Origin of the sequence: Gardnerella swidsinskii (assembly GCF_003397705.1) — a bacterium.
Classification (GTDB): Bacteria; Actinomycetota; Actinomycetes; order Actinomycetales; family Bifidobacteriaceae; genus Bifidobacterium; species Bifidobacterium swidsinskii.
Genome location: NZ_QJVB01000004.1, coordinates 82052 through 102312 on the forward strand (window position 1 = coordinate 82052; position 20261 = coordinate 102312).

The window sequence follows — 20261 nt, forward strand, 5'->3', positions numbered from 1 at the left end:
AATTTTTTCAAGTTATGTAATGAATGTGAGTATTAAGAATAGTTATGGTGCCATGCAATACGTATAAAAGTGTATGCTGCAAACAGTGTCAAATGTTCAAAATAAACTAATAATAATTATTTTTGAACACCTTTGTGCATACTATACTAATGCAACAAAATGTATAGAGTCATCATTATGCACCTCGGCTAGTGCATGGAGACACTGTTATGGAAGCATATTCAGCATTAACTCATAACGAATTTGCTGTAATATCAGCATTGCAACGTTTGCCAGGAAGTAATCAACGTACTATAGCTGAGCATACGAAGCTTTCATTAGGCACAGTAAATAGTGCGTTACGCGATGCTATTCAGCATGGGTTTGTTGTTAATGGTGAAGTTACATCAAAAGGTCTTACCGCACTCGAACCGCATCGCGTCCACAATGCGGTGATTATGGCAGCTGGCCTTTCCTCCCGCTTTTCCCCGATTTCTTACGAATTGCCAAAAGGTTTACTCACTGTGCGCGGCGAAGTGCTTATTGAACGACAAATTCGTCAATTACAAGCGGCAGGAATTAACGATATTAGCGTAGTAGTTGGATACAAGCAGGAACGTTTCTTCTATTTGGAAGACAAGTTTACTAAAGGCGATTTTTGCGTAAAAATCGTGCCAAATAAGGAATATCGTGAGCGCAACAACAACAGTTCAATCATGGCTGTTGCTCACCTTTTAAGTAACACGTATATTTGTTCTTCTGACAATTATTTCGACGAAAATCCTTTTGAACCATACGTGTGGAAGGCTTACTATTCTGCGCAATATCAGCAGGGCCGCACTAAAGAGTGGTGTATGAGTGTAGGTGCGCACAATCGCATTACTTCGGTAACTATTGGTGGCAGTGATGCGTGGTACATGATTGGTCACGTATATTTTGACAGCGAATTTTCGGCTAAGTTTGTGCGAATTTTGCATGCTGAATATGATTGGCCGCAGACTGCTGGCAAGCTGTGGGAAGATATTTTGATTGAGCATTTAGATGAGCTTGATATGCGCATGCGCCGCTACGATCCGCCGATTATTCACGAGTTTGATTCGTTAGATGAGCTTCGCGAGTTTGATCCGCTGTTTTTGGAAAATGTTGACAGTGAAGTTTTTGACCGCATCGTTAAGGTGCTTGGTTGCAAAAAGTCGGATATTTGCGACGTTTACCCGTTGAAAAATGGTTTGACGAATCTTTCTTGCCATTTTATGGTTGGTTCTAACGAGTATGTGTACCGTCATCCGGGAGTTGGCACGGATGTGTTGGTGAATCGCCAGGCTGAGGATGAGGCTTTGCGTGCGGCGCAGCACCTTGGCTTGGACGGTACGTTGGTTGCGGATGATCCGAAGTATGGCTGGAAAATTTCGCATTTTTTGAAAGGTTGTCGTACCGCTGATTTTCACGATTCTTGCGATTTGCGCGAAGGTATGCGTCTGATTCGTAAGCTTCACAACAGTGGTGCTACGGTGAGTAGGTGCTTCGATTTTTATGAGGAATCTCAGCGTTATTTGCGCGATTTGCGCGCCCGCCGTGTTGCGTTGCCTGAGGGCGCTGACGCTTTGCTTCATAAGGTTGATTGTTTGCATGAGTGCGTGAGTAAAGATGCTTGTCAAAAAATTTGCTTGGCGCACAACGATATATTGGGTGCGAATGTGCTTGTGGATGTTGCTGGACGCTACCATCTGATTGATTGGGAGTATGCGGGGATGTCGGATTATGCGCAGGATTTGGGTACGTTGTGCGTGTCTGACGCGCTTAATGAGCAGGAATTTGACGCGGTTCTAGCGGAGTATTTTGAGCGCAATCCTACTTGTGCTGAGCGTCGTCATTGCATGGCGTACGTTGGTTTTGCGGGGTGGTGTTGGTATTTGTGGTCGTTGGTAAAAGAGGCTGAGGGGGAGCCTGTAGGTGACTGTCGTTATTTGTATTACCGTTATGCGAAACGTTATGTCGACCGCGCTTCGAGCGAATATGGTGCCGTATCCGCTGAATCCTCTGAATCTGCTGGTTGTGACGGGTCTGCAGGCTCTGTAGCAAAGGTGTGATTTTATGAAATATTCCTTAATAAGCGGCCTTTTTTGGGGAGTCGACACTGCTTTGCTTGCGGTATTGGTTGCGTTATCTGTTCATGGTTTAACACCTTCTGCAGTATGGTATGTGGGCGTTGTGGGCGCTTGCGTTCACGACGTTGTGTGCGCTGTAATATTGTGGATTTATATGGCTTGTCGTTCAAAGTTGCGCGAAACTGTTGCTCTTTGCAAACGTACGAAATTGATTGTGCCTATTGTGTTGAGTTCGCTTCTTGGAGGCCCAATTGGTATGACCGGTTACGCTATTGCGGCAAGCAATATTGGTGCCGGTTACGCTGCTGCGATTTCCGCACTGTACCCGGCCTTTGGCATAGTACTTTCTTCTATTGTGTTGCGCGAACGCTTAAGTGCGTTGAAATATTGTGCTTTTGCTGTAACGCTTATTGCGGTAGGAGTGCTTGGCTACTGTTCTTGCGTGGAATCTTCAACCGCAACTGTCTTCTCTCCGGGCAGCATAGTCTTAGGTTTGATTGCGGCTATTTTCAGTGTTATTGGTTGGGGAAGTGAAGCCGTTGCTTGCGCGTGGGCTACCAGAAAGCAAAGCGTGGACGACGAAGTAATGCTGCACGTGCGCGAAACTGTTTCCGCACTGTCGTACGCCTTACTCATTGTGCCGTTGTGTACGATACTGCCGGTTTTTAGTGTAAAGATTATGCAATCAGCCGGCTTTATTGCGTTAGCTATATTTATAGCGTTACTTGGTACTGCTTCCTACTTGTGCTACTACCGCGGTATTGCTCAGGTTGGTGCGACGCGCGCTATGGCTGGAAATATTACGTACGCGGTGTGGAGCATGATTGCAGCAGCGTTACTTTCTCAAACGATTCCGCCGCTTATTGCGTGGGTTTGTTGCGTGGTGATAATTGCGGGGACGGTAGTGGTGGCTTCCGAAAAATAATCGCAACGGAGTATGATAAACCTGTATTGCATTGTGGCAACAGTTTATAGCAGTACGCTATAGCAAGTATGTTTTTAAATAATGAGGGAGTAATGAACTTATGGTTTCGCAGTTACGTCGCATAGTGAGTTGGATAATAGGCAGACTCCCTTCGTCAAAACGCTCTATTGTGGAAGTGCGCGAGCAGCTGAGCACTATTCAAACGCAAATTTCTCGATTGCAAGAATGTGTCGACGCTCGCTGCGCTCATCTTGAGGTTGGACAGTATAACGTTGAGAAGTCGTTGCGTGCGGAGATTTTGACGAATCGTGAGCAGTCTTCGATTATGGCTTGGTCAAACTATAGGAAAGATGGCGAAAGTAGCGTGGATGCACATAAGCGTTTCTTCCTTAGTTTGCCGAAAGCTACAGGTTCTATGCGCGTTATACAACGTGGTTGCGCGTCGCTGCTGAGCGAGTTTACGCAGATTGCGCAGCAGCATAATCTTCAGTATTGGGCTGATTTTGGTACGCTGCTCGGTTGCGTGCGTCATCGTGGGTTTATTCCTTGGGATGACGATGTTGACTTGGGTATGATGCGAGAGGATATCGATAAGCTGTTAACGATGTTGCGTGAGGATGCCGCGTTGTGCGCGCGCTACCGTGCGGTGCTCGTGTACGATCCGTACGTGTGCTGCCGTCAGTTGCGGTTCCGTTACGCGAATAATAGTAATCCTTGTTTTTTGGATATTTTCTTCTACGATTACGCGCCTGATTTGACGTCTGAACAGCAGCAGAGTTTTGTGTCTTTGCGTAAGGATTTGCAGCAAGAGTTGCGTTCGCAGACTTTTTTCAACACATGGCTTGACCGCGGTTATGTTGAGCAGGGCGGCGAATACACTGCTGATATTGAACAGATTTTTCAGAGTTTCCAAAAGAAGGCTGTAAACCAGGGGCTTGTGGTGAGTAAGTCTTGCGCGCGCAACGTGGTGTACGGTTTGGATAATGTTGATGCTGAGAATTTGTATATTGCACGATGTGCCGAAATGTTTCCAGTAAAAATGGCAACTTTTGAAGATTTTTCTGTTGCTATACCGCAGTTATCGGAAGATATTTTGGAACGCGTGTATGGTGATATTTATCAGCTGCCGTCGGATATTATTACGCACTTCCGTCATGTTGACTGTGAATCCTTGCATAGCAGTCATACTGACGATGTAATCGAGCAGGATATTCGTTCAAATCCGTATGCGATCGATTGTGGCAGACTTGAGTGAGTTATGTAATGCTACAAAACGGTAACTCTACAAAACAGTAACGTTAAGAATGGCAATAGTACGAAGGAATTAACAGGTGTGCATATGGGCGATACGAGCAATAGTAACGGTAATGCGACTGCTGTAAATGATGTGGCGGCAGAAAGAAACGTAACGATGGTTGGTAGTGCAGTAAGTAGCACAATAAGTGGTGCAATAAGCAGTGCGATACAGTGCAGTCGCGATTGTGCTCGCGCTATGCGTTCTGTTTTACGACGCATATCGCTAATTATGCCGCTTATTATTGTGCTTCTGCTGGAACTTGTATGGTTCAACTTTCCGGCAATCGAATCGTCAGGATTCAATCCAACTCCTGTTCAGAGAGTTTCAACCGGTGCAGGTTTGACGCGTCACGGCGACGTGTATACAGTTACCGGCAAAAACGATCAATACATACAATTGCATTACGCTCAGCCTTCTCAAATAAATAACATTTACATCGATACGCGTTCGCCTCATACTCGCACACTCGATATTGCTGTGTATGTGTTGGATGGCGGCAATAGTACTTCCTATATTCAAGTTGCGTCTCAGCCAGTTACGTCGAATGTGAACGATACGAAGTATGTGCGCGTGCATGCGGTTGATAAAGTTGCGGGCTTGCGTTTGAGTACGAAGCTTCAGAAAGGCGATTCTTTTACAATTGCTAATTTTGCGTTGAACCAGCGTAGACCGTTACATATTTCACTTATTCGTGTCGTGATGTTGTTGCTGATTGCTTACGCGATATACGCGTTGGCTCCGCGTTCGCGCATTTATAAAGAAGCACTTGATTTGCGTGTGCGCAAGCAGCAGTTGTGGCTTGTTGCGTTAATGCTAGTGCAGTGCGCAATACTTATTGGAGTAACGAAAGTTACTGGTACTCAACACATGTTTACAGCTGGTGTGTGTAATAACGGCGGCTTTATATGTGACGCCAACCAGTACAATCACCTCGCCAACAGTCTGCTCAAAGGTCACCTGTACTTGGATCTGCCGGTTCCTGACTGGCTGCCGAATATGAGCAACCCTTACGATGCAGGCGCGCGCTACGCCATGTCGATAAAAACTGGTCAACCAACTTACTGGGATTATGCGTTCCACGGAAGCCACTACTTTACTTACTTCGGCGCACTTCCTGCACTGTTACTTTTTGTGCCGTTCAAAGTACTTACCGGCCACGATTTGCGTACAGATTACGCCGTCGCCTTCTTTGCTGTCGCTTTCGCAATTGCTTCTATCTATCTTATGGTGCAATTACTTCGACGCTTCTTCCCAAAGCGATCCTTCGGCTTCCTTGTGCTGTCGCATCTCGTTATGCTCATGTCCAGCGGAGTGCTAATTCAGGTGTATCTGCCGCAAATCTACTCGCTTCCTATGCTGTCATCATTGTGTTTCACCTGCTTAGGACTGGGATTGTGGCTACAAGCGCGAACTACTCAAGATGCTCTTTCTGAAACCCCGTACTTACGGAAGTCGCTACTCATTCTGGGAGCAGTATGTATTGCACTAAACCTATGGTGTAGACCGCAATTTATTCTGGCGTCACTGTTTGCTTTCGTAATTTTTAAGGAAGAAATCGTAAAGTACCGTCTATTTTTTGCCTTCAAACGAAGCAGCATAATCAATACTATATGCGTAATCGCACCAATGATTCTTATAGGCTTAGCTGCCTGCTGGTACAACTACGCGCGTTTCGGTTCTCCACTCGATTTTGGTGCAACCTACAATCTCACCGGTTTTGACATGGTTCACCGCTCCTACTCTTGGGCGCGAATCCCATGGGGAGTATGGATGTACTTGTTCCAGCCTATTACTATTACGCCAGTTTTTCCGTTTATGGAACAATCCGTGCTGCCGTCAATGTTCCACGGGCAAATCATTATGGAGCCATTCTTTGGCGGCCTACTCGCTTACTCTCCTGTATGCGCAGCCGTAGTACTGTACCCGGTAGTAAAGCAACAATTACGCAAAAAGCAGCTTGCTGGATTCTTTACGCTCGGCTTAACATTGTCGATACTGCTTATGGTATTAGACGCGGAAGTAGTAGGAATTTCCAGCAGGTACTTTAGTGATTTCGGCTGGCTGCTAGCGTTGTGTGCAATTATGGTGATTGCAAGTCTTGTAGACAAAGTCTCGTCTTGCGTGCACACGGTTGACGTTCCTTCTGGTTGCGTCAACGAAACAGGCGAGGAGCCGCCTTCTAAAGCCAACTTTAAGTTAATGCACAAAGTTTTGATTATTCTGGTGATTTCCAGCGTTGGCTTGTGTTCCTTAAACCTCCTTGCCAACGGACGATACTCAGACCTTCAAGGCACTAGGCCGAGTATATACAGAAGTATCGAATCCTGGTTCTCGCCACTTACGTAACAGACGAATCAGTTGCAATTTGGTTACTATTAGTAAATTACAATTCAGATAATTTGAATAAAAAAATTTTGAAGAAGAAAATATGGTAGTAGAACAGAAACAATCAGCGCAAAAAGTAGCGTCTTCTGCACAAGCTCAAGCGGTATTACAATCGACCAAAGACCTGCAAAATGGCACACAAAAAGACCTGCAAGTTGAAGTCTTGCGAATTATTGCAATGCTTATGATTGTGGCCTGCCACATGATCATACATTTGAACATTCGCGAGCACAGTTTCAATATGGAACTTTTGCCGGCTCCAGGCTTGCGTTCAGCACTTAAATTCTTAGTCGTACAATACGGTCAAGTTGGTGTCTCAACCTTCTTTATTATTTCCGGCTACTTTTTATGTCGCAAAACCTTCCGCCACCGACGCGTTTTTGCAGCGTGGGCGCAAATGTTCTTCTACTGCATTATCGTGCTGGCAGTAACCTTCGTAGCAGACTGCTTTGGCTTACTTCCGGAAAATTTGAGCAACTTACTTCACGGAAAAGAACTTGTCTACACGCTGTTGTGGAATGTGACGCCATTTACTTACCGAAGCTATTGGTTCATGAGCGCGTACTTAATCATGCTCATGTTCATGCCTTTTATCAACATTCTTATAAGTCACATGACTCAGCGCAATCATGCTATGCTGCTGGTACTTCTTGCGTCAATCTCACTTATTCCGCTATATTTTGGCAAAAATTATACTTGGAACGATATTATTTACGCAATTTTTGGATATTTAGCCGGAGCTTTTATTGCGCAGTACGGTAGCGGAATAAAAAAACTTACTACGAAGCGACTTTGTGCGTGCGTAGCAATATCTACTGTTCTTATGCTCGCTTTCGACTATGTTGCTTCGTCCGGGAATAAGTTTGTGCGAGTTCTTACGTGGGATCAGCAGGTCCACAGCGGCATTGGAATACTGCCAATGATTATTGCAATGTGTATTTTCATTCTCGTACACCGAATAAATATGCTGCGAATTAAAGGACTAGCAAGAACCGTAATTTTGCGCGTTTCCAAAGCAACTTTCGGAGTGTACCTTCTTCACGAGCACATGTTTATTTTCATAGCGTTGTGGACGTTCGTGGCGTGGATGCTTCCTACAACTTCCTCAAGCGCACTCATAGTGCTACTTTACGCAATTACTTTAATTTGTACGTACGCAGCACTTTCAGTTGTTGCAGTTGTAATAGATCTCGTTATCAAACCAATTTCCAACCGAATTGCGCTAACTTTGGAGCATGTCGCCAATTGCGTATGTTCTGTGCACAAAACGGATTCGCAATCCAAAATGGAGTAAGTAACTGGTAAACTATATATCTTGTGAAAAACATTGTAGATAAGTTGCGCGCAAGATACCACTATTCGTGGGTGGTTCTTAAAGAGCTGGTGAAAACTGATTTCAAATTGCGCTACCAAGGGTCTTTCTTGGGAGTTGCGTGGTCGGTTTTACGACCGCTTATGCTGTTTTGCGTAATGTATGCAGTGTTTGCAAAGTTTTTGCGAATGTCGGATGGCACGCCCACCTATCCAGTTGTGCTTTTGCTTGGCATTAGCGCATGGCAGTTCTTTGGCGAGGCTACTTCGATTGGTTTACGTGCGGTGGTAGACCGTGGAGATTTGCTGCGTAAAATCCATTTTCCTAACTATATTGTGGTGGTTTCGGCAACTGTTGGCGCGTTAATCAGTTTTGCAATAAATCTTGTGGTAGTAATCATTTTTGCCATCTGCTCAGGCGTGCAATTTACGTGGTGGGTGCTATTAGTTCCTTTGAATTGTATACAGTTGTACGCATTAGCATTAGGCGTAACGCTGCTGCTAGCAACTATGTACGTGTATTTTCGCGACATTGCGCACTTGTGGGACGTGGCGCAACAAGTACTGTTTTACGCAATGCCAATCATTTACCCTCTAAGCATGGTGATTGGTAATAATTCTTTAGGAAGATGGGGAACGGTTATTGCAAAAGTGCAGTTACTTAACCCTATTGCACAATGTATTCAAGATTTGCGCCACAATCTTGTAGCACCTCTTACTCAGCCTACTGTGTGGAATTTAGTAGGGTCTCCTTTGCTGATGATGGTTCCGGTAGTATTAACCGTAATCTTGTGTGTGCTCGGCGTCGCAGTGTTCCGCAAGTGCAATCGTAAGTTTGCTGAGGTGATGTAATGAGCGAGATTGAGTTGACAAATACTGAAAAAGAAGAGTTGCAACCAGTCGTACTTTCAGTAGAACACGTAGGCAAATACTTTAAGCTACCAACTGAGCAAGCAAGCGGTTTGAAACAGGCGTTTATTAATTGGACGCGTGGTATCAAAGGCTACAAAGAACAGCACGTTCTGCGTGATATCAACTTTGAAGTACGCAAAGGCGACTTCTTCGGCATCGTAGGACGCAACGGAAGCGGCAAATCAACCCTACTCAAACTCATCTCTGGAATCTACGTACCAGACTCCGGACGCATACACGTCAACGGAAAACTCGTGCCATTCATTGAGCTTGGCGTAGGCTTCAACCCAGAACTAACCGGTCGCGAAAACGTGTTTTTAAATGGAGCACTATTAGGTTTTACGCGCTCGCAAATTGAAAACATGTATGACGATATAGTGCATTTTGCAGAACTTGAAGAGTTTATGGATCAAAAACTTAAAAACTACTCTTCTGGTATGCAAGTGCGTCTTGCATTTTCAGTTGCAATTCAAGCTCAGGGAGATATTCTAGTACTTGATGAAGTTCTTGCAGTTGGAGATGAAGCTTTTCAAAGAAAATGCGATGAATATTTTGCAAAGGTTAAAAAAGACGTAAGTAAAACAGTTATTCTCGTTACGCACGATATGAACGCAGTAAAGCGTTATTGCAATAAAGCTATTCTTATTAAGAATGGCGAAGTGATTGTTAACGGAGATAAAGACGATGTTGCAAATCGTTATACTCTAGAAAATCTTTCTAGCCAAAATGGCGGAGAAAGTGAAGATAGTTATGCTGTTGGCTTGAATGAGCGAGTGCCATTTATGCGCATTGTTCCTTTGAGTAAGCAGTTGCTTAATTGTAAAGAAAAATTCCGTTTTGCTATTGAATATGAATTCAATGAGCCTGGGAAATATTTTATAGCTGTAGCAATGCACGACATAAAACGTGGAGGAATCACGTATGATTCTGGAGCAGATAAAATTGAGCTCGAAGGAACAGGAAGACAAAAAGTTGAATTTGAGGTGCCTCTTAAAATCTTAAATAATGGCGAATTTAAGCTTGTTGCCTCTCTTCGTACTAGAAGCAAAACTGATCCTGAATTAACAGATATGGTTGCGTTTACTAACGACAGTAATTCGTGCATGTTTGCTGTAAGAGATAGTCAAAACCGTGAGTATGCGCTCTTAAATGACAATGCAATGACTTTTACTTGCTTAAAGCATTATAAATGCTAGCTTTATTTATTGCTGGTTTTATATGTGCTAAAGGCTAAAAATAAGGGTGTTTTAGTAATGAATTTCTTTAATCTAGATGTTAATGCAAAAACTTATATAGACTCTTTAAGCGAGCGTCAACGCAGGCTTATTGTGGGCGCTATAAACTATCATTCATTAACTGCACCGTCTAGAACTTTGCAATATCAAGTTTACATGGGTCAAAAATGGCAGTATCCTCGTTTAGCTGATTTCTCAGTTTTTGACGGTGCTTGTACAAAAAACGAAGGATTGAAACCAATCGCAACTTTTAGTGCACAATCAACTGTTAAAACTAATAGCGAATACACAAAAGAATTTTGGAATGAAGGCAAACTGTTTAAAGATAATGGCGTTAGGTATTTGTTGCTGACACCAGATGATGCAACCGACGATGATGTGATGTCTCACTGGGCTTCTGATACGTTAAAGCAGCACATTTACAAAGAGTGTGAATTACACGCACCTTCTATGTTTGATGTTGTTAGGGAAGTAATGCGCAAAAAACGCGAGTGTGATTCGAAGAAACTTGTTGAAGCGTATTGTCCTTGGAATAAAAAGAAGTTTGATTATGTTGCAAATGCTCACCAAAGAGAAATTGCAAAACAAGAAAATTGGGATTTATCAAATATAAAAGATGCTAGATTGGACTGTGTTTCTCCTGCTAAAAGAGTTGAAGGAGCTAAAAAAGCTATTATTATAGGTTTGCATTGGCTGCAAGCTGGTGGTGCAGAAAGATGGGCTGTAGAAACAATAAAACTTGCCAAAAAAGCTGGTTTTGTGCCAATTGTTATCACAGATAGAGACGGTCACCAGCCGTGGATTACGAAAGATTTCTGTGATGATGCTCTTGTATTACCACTTACTCCACCAATTAGAGAATATTGGGCGGATGTTCCACTTTTAAGATCTTTGTTTGAGCAATTTGACATTAAAGCAATAGCAATACACCATTGCCAATGGCTTTACGACCATATTTGGTGGGCTAAACAATTCTCCCCAGAAACACATATTATTGATTCGCTGCATATTGTTGAATACATAAATTGTGGAGGATATCCGCATGAAGCTGTAACACACGATAAGTGGATTGATTTGCACCATGTTATTTCTCCACAACTTGAAAATTGGTTGCATGATGTGCATGGTATTGAATCTTCCAAGATTGTTGACGCTCCACTTATTGGTCTTACTGCTGGAATTGGAAACGATTGCGTATCGCCGAGAAAAAATAAAAATGTTCTGAATGTTGCTTTTGTTGGAAGGATTGCAAGACAAAAACGTCCAGAAGCGTTTGTTCTTGTTGCAAAAGCTTTAAACAAAAAATATCCAGGAAAATTCCACTTCATTTTGCATGGAGATGGCGAATTAGACACATATGTTTCAGAACTTATATCTAGGTATGGTCTTGAAAACGTTATTGAGCGCAGATCTATGAAAATTCCAGCTCAAAAAACGTATGATGATGCGGACGTGCTACTTATTAGCTCTGTAAACGAGGGTATTACGCTTACAACTATTGAAGCGCTTTCTAATGGAGTTCCAGTAATTTCATCGGATGTTGGATCGCAAAAAACTGTTATAGCAAAAAGTGCGTTATTGCCAAGAATGACTTCTAGTTTTGTTAAAGCGTCTGTAAAGGAATTGTTTAAGATTATGGAGAATGATTCATATCGTTCATTATTGTTAAAAGAAGAAGTTGAAAAATTGCGCAATTTTGCAAAACTCGAATCTGCAGAAACGTTATTTACTAAGTTATTTGAAGAATGGAGCAAGTAATGTCAAATGCTCAAGTAGTGGATGCTAATAAATCAAAAGATAGCGTTAATGTTGCGGCTGTTGTAGTAACTTTTAACAGGTTAGAGAAACTAAAAACCGTATTGGCTTCGTTAGAATCTCAAACGCGACTTCCAAATCAACTAATCATTGTCAACAATGCTTCAACTGATGGCACGGATAAATATTTGGAAGAGTACACTCGCGATTTTGCGAATGGTCATTTGGAGAATCGAGTAAATCTTACTGTTGTAAATTTGCCAGAAAACGTTGGCGGTGCAGGCGGTTTTAGTGCTGGTATGCGTAAAGGGTACGAGCTTGGCGCAGATTTCGTGTGGATTTTTGACGACGATGGCTATCCTCAGCCACAAGCTTTGGAAAAGCTTCTAGATGGATTTAATGCTGCCGTAGGTGAGCTTGGTGCGGATGTTCCGTATGCTTGCTCAATGGTGAAGTTCGTGGACGGATCGATTTGCGAAATGAACAATCCAGTACCAACGTGGGATTGGGGAAGGCTTATTGCTAAAGGATTTAACAATCTCGTTATGGTTACAAGCTGTTCGTTTGTGTCGGTGCTTATTCCTCGTTGGGTTATAGAAAAGTACGGATTGCCATTTAAAGAATACTTTATTTGGTTCGATGATGCCGAATATACACTTCGTATTACGCGTGTATGCCCGGGCGTGCAGGTTCTCGATAGTGTAATTATGCATGACATGGGAGCAAACAAGGGTGTGAACTTTACAATGATTGACAAAAAGAATGCTTGGAAATTCGCATACGGCGTGCGTAATCAAGCATCTTACCGTTTGCATCACGAAGGTAAAGCAAAATACTTGCTTTTCTGCGCAAATGTAGTTCGTCAAATGCGAAGAGGGCATGTTGAGAGAAAGTTGCGCCGCAAAATGATTGGTCAAATGCTAAAAGCGATTAGATTTAATCCAAAAGTTGATTTTCCTAAAAATAAGTAGCGCAACAAGCGAAATGCTAGGTTAATAACTGGAATAGCTTAATAACGGGAATATATAAAGCATAATTTCAAAATAGACGTATCTTATAAAGGAATAAAATGTACGAAAAAGCAAAATCAGCAACTTACCCAGATTTAGTAGTTGTTGGAGCAGGATTGTTCGGCTTAACTGTAGCTCAGCAAGCAGTGGAGCATACGGGCGCTCGCGTTGAAATTATTGACGTTCGAAATCACATCGGTGGAAACGCTTACTCGTATTTTGACGAGCGCACAGGAATCGAAATTCACAAGTACGGAGCGCATCTTTTCCACACAAGCAACAAGCGCGTGTGGGATTATGTGAATCGTTTTACGTCGTTTACTAACTACGTACATCGCGTGTACGCAACGCACGACGGCGAAGTGTATCCGCTGCCAATCAACTTGGGTACAATTAACCAGTTCTTCCACGCGCACTACACGCCAGAGGAAGCAAAGGCTTTGATTGCAAGCCAAGCGGGGGAGTTGGCTGGCAAAGATCCGCAAAATTTGAACGATAAGGGCATTAGCTTAATTGGTCGTCCGCTTTATGAAGCGTTTATTAAAAACTACACGGCAAAGCAGTGGCAGACGGATCCTTCCGAGCTTCCTGCTGGAATTATTAAGCGCTTGCCTGTGAGATTTAACTATAATAATCGCTACTTTAAGGACACTTGGGAAGGCTTGCCTACGGACGGCTACACGGCTTGGATGCAGCGCATGATTGACGATCCGCGTATTCACGTTTCGCTTGGTGTAGACTTCTTCGACGAATCTCAGCCGTTTAATAAGCGCGCGCTGGCGGAAGCTGGAGTGCCGGTTGTTTATACCGGTCCGGTTGATAGGTATTTTGACTACGCTCTTGGCGAGTTGAAGTGGAGGACTGTGGACTTTAAGGAAGTGCGTTACGAGGAGAGTGACCACTTTGGCTGCCCAGTTATGAACTATTCGGATGCTGACGTGCCGTTTACGCGCGCGATTGAGTTTAAGAACTTTAATCCAGAGCGCGAGGAAGTTGGCGGAGAGGCTAGTGGCGATGCTGACGATTGCGCAACTTTCGTGCCGAGCAAAAGCGTGAAAGCTGGGGAAACTGTGGTTTGGCAGGAGTATTCGCGAGCTGCTAGTCGAGAAGATGAGCCGTACTATCCTGTGAATACTGAGGCAGACAAAGCCTTGTACGCGCGCTATGCGGAGCTTGCTGCGGCTGAGCCTCGCACAGTTTTCGGCGGTCGCTTGGGAACTTACAGCTATTACGACATGCACAACGTAATCGACATGGCTTTGCGCGCTTACGAATCTCAAGTAGCGCCGTTGCTGGCTTAGGTGGTTTGGTGGGCGTTCTTGCGATTAGCCGCCGCGCGCGTAACCTGAAAGCACGTAACCTGAGCGCGCGCTAAAACGGCAATCAGGGACACGGATGCAGTTTGCTGACTGCGCGAGTGTCCCAAAACAAGCAAAATCCGGCCCTAATGCAGAACGCGATCTGCGCGAGTGTCCCCAAAAAGGTTGTCGGCGCGCGCGAGTTTGCAATATCCGCGATTCGTGGTATTCTATTTAAGTTGTTTGCTTGGCAAGCAGTTTGATTGCTAAGTTAGCAGTTTGGAGAATTCGCCTAGTGGTCTATGGCGCACGCTTGGAAAGCGTGTTGGTGTAACAGCCTCACGAGTTCGAATCTCGTATTCTCCGCGCCTAGGGTTTCTAGCCAATCGCTAGAAGCCCTTTTTTCATGCCGAAAACCCGATTGCCGCTTACCCGACGTCGCGCATGTTACGCTCTAATCACTCATGCAGGTCGTCGAGCGCAATTTCGTCACGCAAATTCAGTGCCCTAATTCAGCGTAATGCTGCTCGACTTGCGCTTTAATAGGCTTCCATAAATCAGTGTGAGAGTCGTACCACGATATTGTTTCTTGCAATTCTTGCTTCAAATTATCGTGCTTAGGCTCCCATTTTAATTGTGTTCGAATTTTCGTAGTATCTAGTGCGTAACGCCTATCCTCGCCTATTCTGGGATTTACATACGTTATATTTGATTCTGGCACGCCCATGAGTTGCATCAAAATCCGCAAAATATTTATGTTGTTAACTTCACAGTTAGCGCCAATATTATATGTTTCACCGATTGTTCCACGCGTTAGAACATGCCATATTGCGTCGCAATTATCTTCAACGTGAATCCAATCGCGTATCGAATCTCCTACGCCGTACAATTTTGCTGGCATATTGCACATAATATTTGTAATTTGGCGAGGAATAAACTTTTCAATATGCTGTCGTGGCCCGTAATTATTGCTGCTATTCGAAATAGTTGCGCGCAAACCGTAAGTTCTACACCATGCTTTTACCAAGAGATCGCCTGCAGCTTTGCTTGCAGAATATGGACTAGATGGACAATATGGGCTTGACTCGTCGAATTTAAGCACGCTGTCAATAGGAAAATCTCCGTAAATTTCATCGGTGCTTACTTGATGGAAGCGAATATTATATTTGTGTGCGAATTTAATGAGTGTATGCGTTCCTAAAATATTTGTGCTTATAAACGGGTCAGAAAACTCGATTGCATTATCGTTGTGTGATTCTGCAGCAAAATTTACGATTGCGTCTATAGCAGGAAGTGTTGTTCCTTCTGCAGTTTTAATTGGATTATGCGGATCTAATAGCTGATCAACTATATTTTCGTCTCGAATATCTCCGCGAATAAAAGCGTATCGGTTGTTTGCAAAATCTTGAGGTAAGTCGTAAAGATTTGCCATATTCCCAGCGTAAGTAAGCAAATCAAGTACCGTAACAGCAACCGTTACATGATATTTAGCTATGTAATGCACAAAATTAGATCCAATAAAGCCTGCGCCGCCAGTAACTAAAATGTGGTGTGGTTGAAAAATATTACTGTTTGATGCGTAGTTGTGCATGTTTCCGCCTTCATATGACTAGTGCGTTGGTTTATGGCTTAAGTCACGTTGTTATTTTGGTTTATTTCGTTGATTTTATTGTTTAATGCGCGCGTTTTGAATTGTAATTTTTTAATACTATACATTTCTTTCGTGTGTGCAAGTAGAGTATGTTTTTCTAAAGTGTTGTTTACCAGCAAATTAGTTGAGTAGATGTGCAATAATTACTGCATGTTTGCTTGTTTTGGGGATGCGAGGTGAATCTAATAATGGTTAAGTTTTCTTGGCGTAGCAGTGCGCATGATTTGGATTCATCAAATATTGATTCCTCTTCAACAAAAAAGCAACAATCTTCAAAATTGCAATCAACAGGTTCAAAGACTTTTGACACATCAAAATCTGCAACAAAAGCAATCGAAGGTACTCCAAATAAACCTAATCCAGCGTTAAATCATTCTACAAACGCTATTCTTGTAGGAATATTTTTAACTCTTTTAGGTGGCGCATTTTGGGGTGCAAACGCAACAGTTTCGAAAATCCTCATGTCGACGTATCGCGTATCTCCTTTGCAAATCGCTTGCGTTCGTCAAATTGCTGCTGGCATGTTATTTGTCATTACTGCTGCAGCTTGCACTCCTAAGCAGTTAAGTGGTGCTGTGAAAACTGGTCGCACGTGGATTTCGATGGCGGTTACAGGCGTAGTTTGCGTGCTTCTTACGCAAGTTTCGTACTTGTGCACAATCGACTGGACTAATTCCGGCACTGCAACTGTGCTTCAGAGCCTTAATCTTCTGTTCGTGCTGGTTTACGCATGCTTGCACACGCGCCGCGTGCCAACTATGCGCGAAACTATTGGAGTTGTGCTAGCTTTTGCAGGAACTGCTTTAATGGCTACAGGTGGTAATCTTTCTTCACTGTCTTTGCCTGTTATGGGTTTGCTTTGGGGTCTTGCAGATGCTGCGTCTACAGCGGCGCTTGCTATTATGCCTGTGAAATTGATTGCAAAATGGGGAAATCTGACTGTTAATGGCATTACGTTTATTATTTCTGGTTGTATTATGCTCCCGTTTGTGCGACCGTGGGAAACGATGCCTGCATTAGATTTGCGCGCTATGCTGCTTTTTACTTTTACTGTTATTGCTGGAACTTTTGGAGCATATTGGCTGTTCTTAGAGGGCATTATGCGAGTAGGCTCTGTTCGTGGCACTTTGCTTGGAGCTAGCGAGCCTGTTACTGCTGCAATTACTGCTGTTATGTTTACTGGAGCTGTTTTTTCATGGGCAGATTTTGTGGGATTCGGGCTTATTTTCGTAATGATGATTTTGCTTTGCAAGCGTAGTTCTTAATGATTTTAAAGTAACGCGCTAAAATAAAACGCTTGTTGTGTCGTACGAGGCGCACAAGCTGCTAAAATAGAAAGCGACTATGTCGCGCAACACCAGTTTGCAAACGGGAAGGCAATTATGTCAACAATTCTTGAAGGCAATCCAAAAAAGCAGATGATGTTAGTTACGGGTCGCGCATACCCAGAACTTGCTAATGAGACTGCACAGTATCTTGGTATTGATGTGCTTGAGACTACTGCCTACGATTTTGCGAATGGCGAAATGTATGTGCGCTTTACTCAGCCTGTTCGTGGTTCGGATGTGTTTGTGCTTCAGGCACACACGAATCCTATTAACAATTGGATTATGGAACAGCTGCTTATGGTCGATTCTTTGCGACGCGCATCTGCTCGCAGTATTAACGTGGTTGCACCGTTCTTTGGATATTCTCGCCAAGATAAGAAGCATCAGGGACGTGAGCCTATTACTGCTCGACTCATGTTTGACTTATTCCGCGCTGCTGGTGCCACGCGCATTTTGACTGTTGACATGCACGCAACTCAGGAGCAGGGTTTCTTTGACGGGCCTGTTGACCATTTGACTGCGATGCCTGTGCTTATTGATTATGTGCGAAACTCTATGAAGCTCGATAATGCAACTATTGTGTCTCCTGATGCTGGTCGCATCAAAGTCTCTGAGCAATGGGCTGCAAAACTCGGAGATTTACCTCTTGCTTTTATTCATAAAACGCGCGATATTACGCGCCCTAACCATGCTGAAGCTCACGGCATCATTGGTGAGATTAAAGGACGCGATTGCATTGTTGTAGACGATATGATCGATACTGCTGGCACTATTTGCGAAGCTGTACGTACTTTGCGTGAGGCTGGAGCAAAATCTGTTACTTTGGTTGCAACGCATGCTTTGCTTTCTGGACCTGCTGTTGAGCGTTTGAAAGCTGCTGGAGTTCGCGAGATTATTGTGACGGATACAGTTCCTGTGCCTGAAGAGAAGCGTCTTGATAATATGACGGTTCTTTCGATTGCGCCGCTTCTTGCTGCTGGCATTCGTTCCGTGTTCCGCTCTGGATCGCTTGTGTCGCTTCGCAATGCACTTCCGGAAGATATGAAGCAGCATAATATTTACGCATAAAAAATGTATAAAAGCGCATAAAGCGCATAAAAACGTATGATGTGTAAAATTGAAACAAATAACCGCATAATTTGCGTTAATGCATAAACTTTATGCATTAACATGCGGGTTCAAAACGGCAGGAGGCAAATATGGTCGCCAATAACACAACAGCAGTTGCAGAGAATAATGAATCGCAAGAAGCGTTGCAATCTGATGCTTTCAGGGCGATTATTACCGTTGTCGGCTGCGATACCGTTGGTATTATTGCAAAAGTTACTTCACATGCTGCCGAGCATAATGTAAATATTTTGAATATTTCTCAAACAATTGTCGACGGATTCTTCAACATGATGATGATTGTTGACGTGTCTACTGTTGATTGCGAATTTGGCAATTTTGCTGCAGGATTAGAAACGCTAGGAGACGAAATTGGCGTGCGTATTCGCTGCCAGCGTAGCAATATTTTCACTGCAATGCACAGAATCTAAAATCCGCAGCAATCTAAGTAAACGTAAGGAAGTACATAATGCTCAACCTGATGGAAGTAAGCGAAACTAATTCGATGATTGAGCAAGAACAGCTCGACGTTCGCACAATCACCATGGGAATCAACCTACTAGATTGCGCTTGCGAAAACGTGCAGGACGTTTGTTGTAAAGTTGAAGCAAAAATCACACGTCTTGCGAAAGATTTAGTAAAAACCGGTAACGATATTTCGCGCGACTACGGAATTCCAATTGTAAACAAGCGAATTACTGTAACTCCGATTTCGCTTGTTGGAGCGTCATCTTGTAAAAAGTCTGAAGATTTTGTGCAAATTGCGCACGCATTAGACAGAGCAGCACACACTGTTGGAGTTGATTTAATTGGTGGGTATTCTGCGCTTCCTGCAAAGTCGATGACTGCAGCAGACCGCATGCTTATTGAGTCGCTTCCGCAAGCCTTAAGCGAGACGGAAATTGTGTGCTCGTCTGTGAATGTTGGCTCAACACGAACCGGTATAGACATGGATTGCGTAGAGCTGCTCGGACGTACGATTAAAAAGATTGCTGAAGCTACAGCTGGAAACGATTCTTACGGTTGCGTTAAATTCGTGGCTTTTTGCAATGCTCCGGACGACAATCCGTTCATGGCAGGCGGCTTCCATGGTGTAACTGAAGGCGATGCTGTGATCAATGTTGGCGTGTCTGGTCCTGGCGTTGTTTCGAGTGCACTCGATGCTGCTAGAGGAAAAGACTTTGCTTTTCTGTGCGAAACTATTAAACGCACTGCGTTTAAAATTACTCGCGTAGGTCAGTTGGTTGCGCAAGAGGCTTCTCGCAGGCTTGGTGTGCCGTTTGGAATTATAGACTTGTCGCTTGCTCCAACTCCTGCAGTTGGCGATTCTGTTGGCGAAGTGCTTGAGAAAATCGGTTTGGATCAGGTTGGTGCTCCCGGCACAACTGCAGCGCTCGCTATGCTGAACGATCAAGTTAAGAAGGGCGGCATTATGGCAAGTAGCTATGTTGGCGGTCTTTCTGGAGCGTTTATACCCGTTTCGGAAGATGCAAATATGATTGCTGCTGCGAAGTCTGGCTGCTTGACTATTGAAAAGCTTGAAGCAATGACTTGCGTTTGCTCAGTCGGTCTTGACATGATTGCAATTCCTGGAAACACTTCCGCTGCAACGATTTCTGGCATGATTGCGGATGAATCTGCAATCGGCATGATTAATCAAAAAACTACCGCTGTGCGAATTATTCCAGTAATTGGAAAAGGTGTAGGCGAAATGGCGAACTTCGGCGGATTAATGGGATATGCGCCGATTATGCCAGTAAACCAAACAAGCTGCGAAGCTTTCGTAACTCGCGGTGGACGTATTCCTGCTCCAGTACACAGCTTCAAGAATTAGCGTGCGCTTTGACCGAGCTTGAAATCACAGGATTTCAAGCTCCTTCAAAGCGGAAACTCGCTTAAGTTGGAAGTCCGGGGGACTTCCAACGCGAGTTTCGTAGCGAGCGCGTTACCCGCGCGAGCG

15 protein-coding genes and 1 tRNA gene are annotated in these 20261 nt (G+C 43.8%); 15 read left to right on the forward strand and 1 reads right to left on the reverse strand.

Annotated elements, in window-relative coordinates:
* Positions 1 to 209: 209 nt before the first annotated feature.
* From D0T18_RS05810 to D0T18_RS05860, 11 genes are all read left to right on the forward strand, one after another.
* Positions 210 to 2069, forward strand: coding sequence for a phosphotransferase (locus D0T18_RS05810; protein ID WP_102155628.1), 1860 nt, complete (start codon positions 210 to 212; stop codon positions 2067 to 2069).
* Positions 2070 to 2073: 4 nt separating this feature from the next.
* Entirely contained in the window at positions 2074 to 3012 is a 939-nt protein-coding gene (locus D0T18_RS05815) for a DMT family transporter (protein WP_102155630.1), read from the forward strand.
* A gap of 100 nt (positions 3013 to 3112) precedes the next feature.
* Positions 3113 to 4267, forward strand: a complete 1155-nt coding sequence (locus tag D0T18_RS05820; protein WP_116440669.1) for a LicD family protein — start codon at positions 3113 to 3115, stop codon at positions 4265 to 4267.
* A gap of 84 nt (positions 4268 to 4351) precedes the next feature.
* Positions 4352 to 6655 carry a hypothetical protein gene (locus tag D0T18_RS05825; RefSeq protein WP_102155633.1) on the forward strand — a complete coding sequence of 768 codons (2304 nt, stop codon included), beginning with the start codon at positions 4352 to 4354 and terminating at the stop codon, positions 6653 to 6655.
* 82 nt (positions 6656 to 6737) lie between these two features.
* Positions 6738 to 7988, forward strand: a complete 1251-nt coding sequence (locus D0T18_RS05830) for an acyltransferase family protein (RefSeq protein ID WP_116440670.1) — start codon at positions 6738 to 6740, stop codon at positions 7986 to 7988.
* A 23-nt stretch (positions 7989 to 8011) separates the two neighbouring features.
* Positions 8012 to 8857, forward strand: a complete 846-nt coding sequence (locus D0T18_RS05835; protein ID WP_004109231.1) for an ABC transporter permease — start codon at positions 8012 to 8014, stop codon at positions 8855 to 8857.
* Positions 8857 to 10113 carry an ABC transporter ATP-binding protein gene (locus D0T18_RS05840; protein ID WP_102155635.1) on the forward strand — a complete coding sequence of 419 codons (1257 nt, stop codon included), beginning with the start codon at positions 8857 to 8859 and terminating at the stop codon, positions 10111 to 10113. Before D0T18_RS05835 ends, D0T18_RS05840 begins: the two co-directional genes overlap by 1 nt.
* Before the next feature lie 57 nt (positions 10114 to 10170).
* The gene (locus tag D0T18_RS05845) at positions 10171 to 11910 is read left to right on the forward strand and encodes a glycosyltransferase (RefSeq protein WP_102155637.1); all 1740 of its coding nucleotides are present in this window, start codon (positions 10171 to 10173) and stop codon (positions 11908 to 11910) included.
* A complete protein-coding gene (locus D0T18_RS05850; RefSeq protein WP_064621478.1) occupies positions 11910 to 12878 on the forward strand; it encodes a glycosyltransferase family 2 protein in 969 nt (322 codons plus the stop codon). Before D0T18_RS05845 ends, D0T18_RS05850 begins: the two co-directional genes overlap by 1 nt.
* 98 nt (positions 12879 to 12976) lie before the next feature.
* Positions 12977 to 14218, forward strand: a complete 1242-nt coding sequence (locus D0T18_RS05855; protein ID WP_004109242.1) for a UDP-galactopyranose/dTDP-fucopyranose mutase family protein — start codon at positions 12977 to 12979, stop codon at positions 14216 to 14218.
* A gap of 278 nt (positions 14219 to 14496) precedes the next feature.
* Positions 14497 to 14581 (forward strand) — tRNA-Ser (locus tag D0T18_RS05860).
* A 133-nt stretch (positions 14582 to 14714) separates the two neighbouring features.
* Here the strand turns inward: D0T18_RS05860 and rfbB are convergent.
* Entirely contained in the window at positions 14715 to 15806 is a 1092-nt protein-coding gene (rfbB, locus tag D0T18_RS05865; RefSeq protein WP_004109244.1) for a dTDP-glucose 4,6-dehydratase, read from the reverse strand.
* Between the two features lie 248 nt (positions 15807 to 16054).
* Between rfbB and D0T18_RS05870 the strand changes: the two genes are divergently transcribed.
* The 4 genes from D0T18_RS05870 to D0T18_RS05885 all read left to right on the forward strand — a co-directional run bounded on the left by D0T18_RS05870 (position 16055) and on the right by D0T18_RS05885 (position 20135).
* Entirely contained in the window at positions 16055 to 17131 is a 1077-nt protein-coding gene (locus D0T18_RS05870) for a DMT family transporter (protein WP_012914451.1), read from the forward strand.
* Positions 17132 to 17248: 117 nt separating this feature from the next.
* Positions 17249 to 18262, forward strand: coding sequence for a ribose-phosphate diphosphokinase (locus D0T18_RS05875; protein WP_012914450.1), 1014 nt, complete (start codon positions 17249 to 17251; stop codon positions 18260 to 18262).
* A 131-nt stretch (positions 18263 to 18393) separates the two neighbouring features.
* A complete protein-coding gene (locus D0T18_RS05880; protein WP_102155642.1) occupies positions 18394 to 18732 on the forward strand; it encodes an ACT domain-containing protein in 339 nt (112 codons plus the stop codon).
* Positions 18733 to 18770: 38 nt separating this feature from the next.
* Positions 18771 to 20135, forward strand: coding sequence for a PFL family protein (locus D0T18_RS05885; protein WP_103013910.1), 1365 nt, complete (start codon positions 18771 to 18773; stop codon positions 20133 to 20135).
* The last annotated feature ends 126 nt before the right edge of the window (positions 20136 to 20261 follow it).

Bases quoted from the DNA above. Each gene is read 5' to 3' on its own strand.
- D0T18_RS05810 (WP_102155628.1), top strand. From the start codon at position 210: ATGGAAGCATATTCAGCATTAACTCATAACGAATTTGCTGTAATATCA.
- D0T18_RS05815 (WP_102155630.1), top strand. From the start codon at position 2,074: ATGAAATATTCCTTAATAAGCGGCCTTTTTTGGGGAGTCGACACTGCT.
- D0T18_RS05820 (WP_116440669.1), top strand. From the start codon at position 3,113: ATGGTTTCGCAGTTACGTCGCATAGTGAGTTGGATAATAGGCAGACTC.
- D0T18_RS05825 (WP_102155633.1), top strand. From the start codon at position 4,352: ATGGGCGATACGAGCAATAGTAACGGTAATGCGACTGCTGTAAATGAT.
- D0T18_RS05830 (WP_116440670.1), top strand. From the start codon at position 6,738: ATGGTAGTAGAACAGAAACAATCAGCGCAAAAAGTAGCGTCTTCTGCA.
- D0T18_RS05840 (WP_102155635.1), top strand. From the start codon at position 8,857: ATGAGCGAGATTGAGTTGACAAATACTGAAAAAGAAGAGTTGCAACCA.
- D0T18_RS05845 (WP_102155637.1), top strand. From the start codon at position 10,171: ATGAATTTCTTTAATCTAGATGTTAATGCAAAAACTTATATAGACTCT.
- D0T18_RS05850 (WP_064621478.1), top strand. From the start codon at position 11,910: ATGTCAAATGCTCAAGTAGTGGATGCTAATAAATCAAAAGATAGCGTT.
- D0T18_RS05855 (WP_004109242.1), top strand. From the start codon at position 12,977: ATGTACGAAAAAGCAAAATCAGCAACTTACCCAGATTTAGTAGTTGTT.
- rfbB (WP_004109244.1), bottom strand. From the start codon at position 15,806: ATGCACAACTACGCATCAAACAGTAATATTTTTCAACCACACCACATT.
- D0T18_RS05870 (WP_012914451.1), top strand. From the start codon at position 16,055: ATGGTTAAGTTTTCTTGGCGTAGCAGTGCGCATGATTTGGATTCATCA.
- D0T18_RS05875 (WP_012914450.1), top strand. From the start codon at position 17,249: ATGTCAACAATTCTTGAAGGCAATCCAAAAAAGCAGATGATGTTAGTT.
- D0T18_RS05880 (WP_102155642.1), top strand. From the start codon at position 18,394: ATGGTCGCCAATAACACAACAGCAGTTGCAGAGAATAATGAATCGCAA.
- D0T18_RS05885 (WP_103013910.1), top strand. From the start codon at position 18,771: ATGCTCAACCTGATGGAAGTAAGCGAAACTAATTCGATGATTGAGCAA.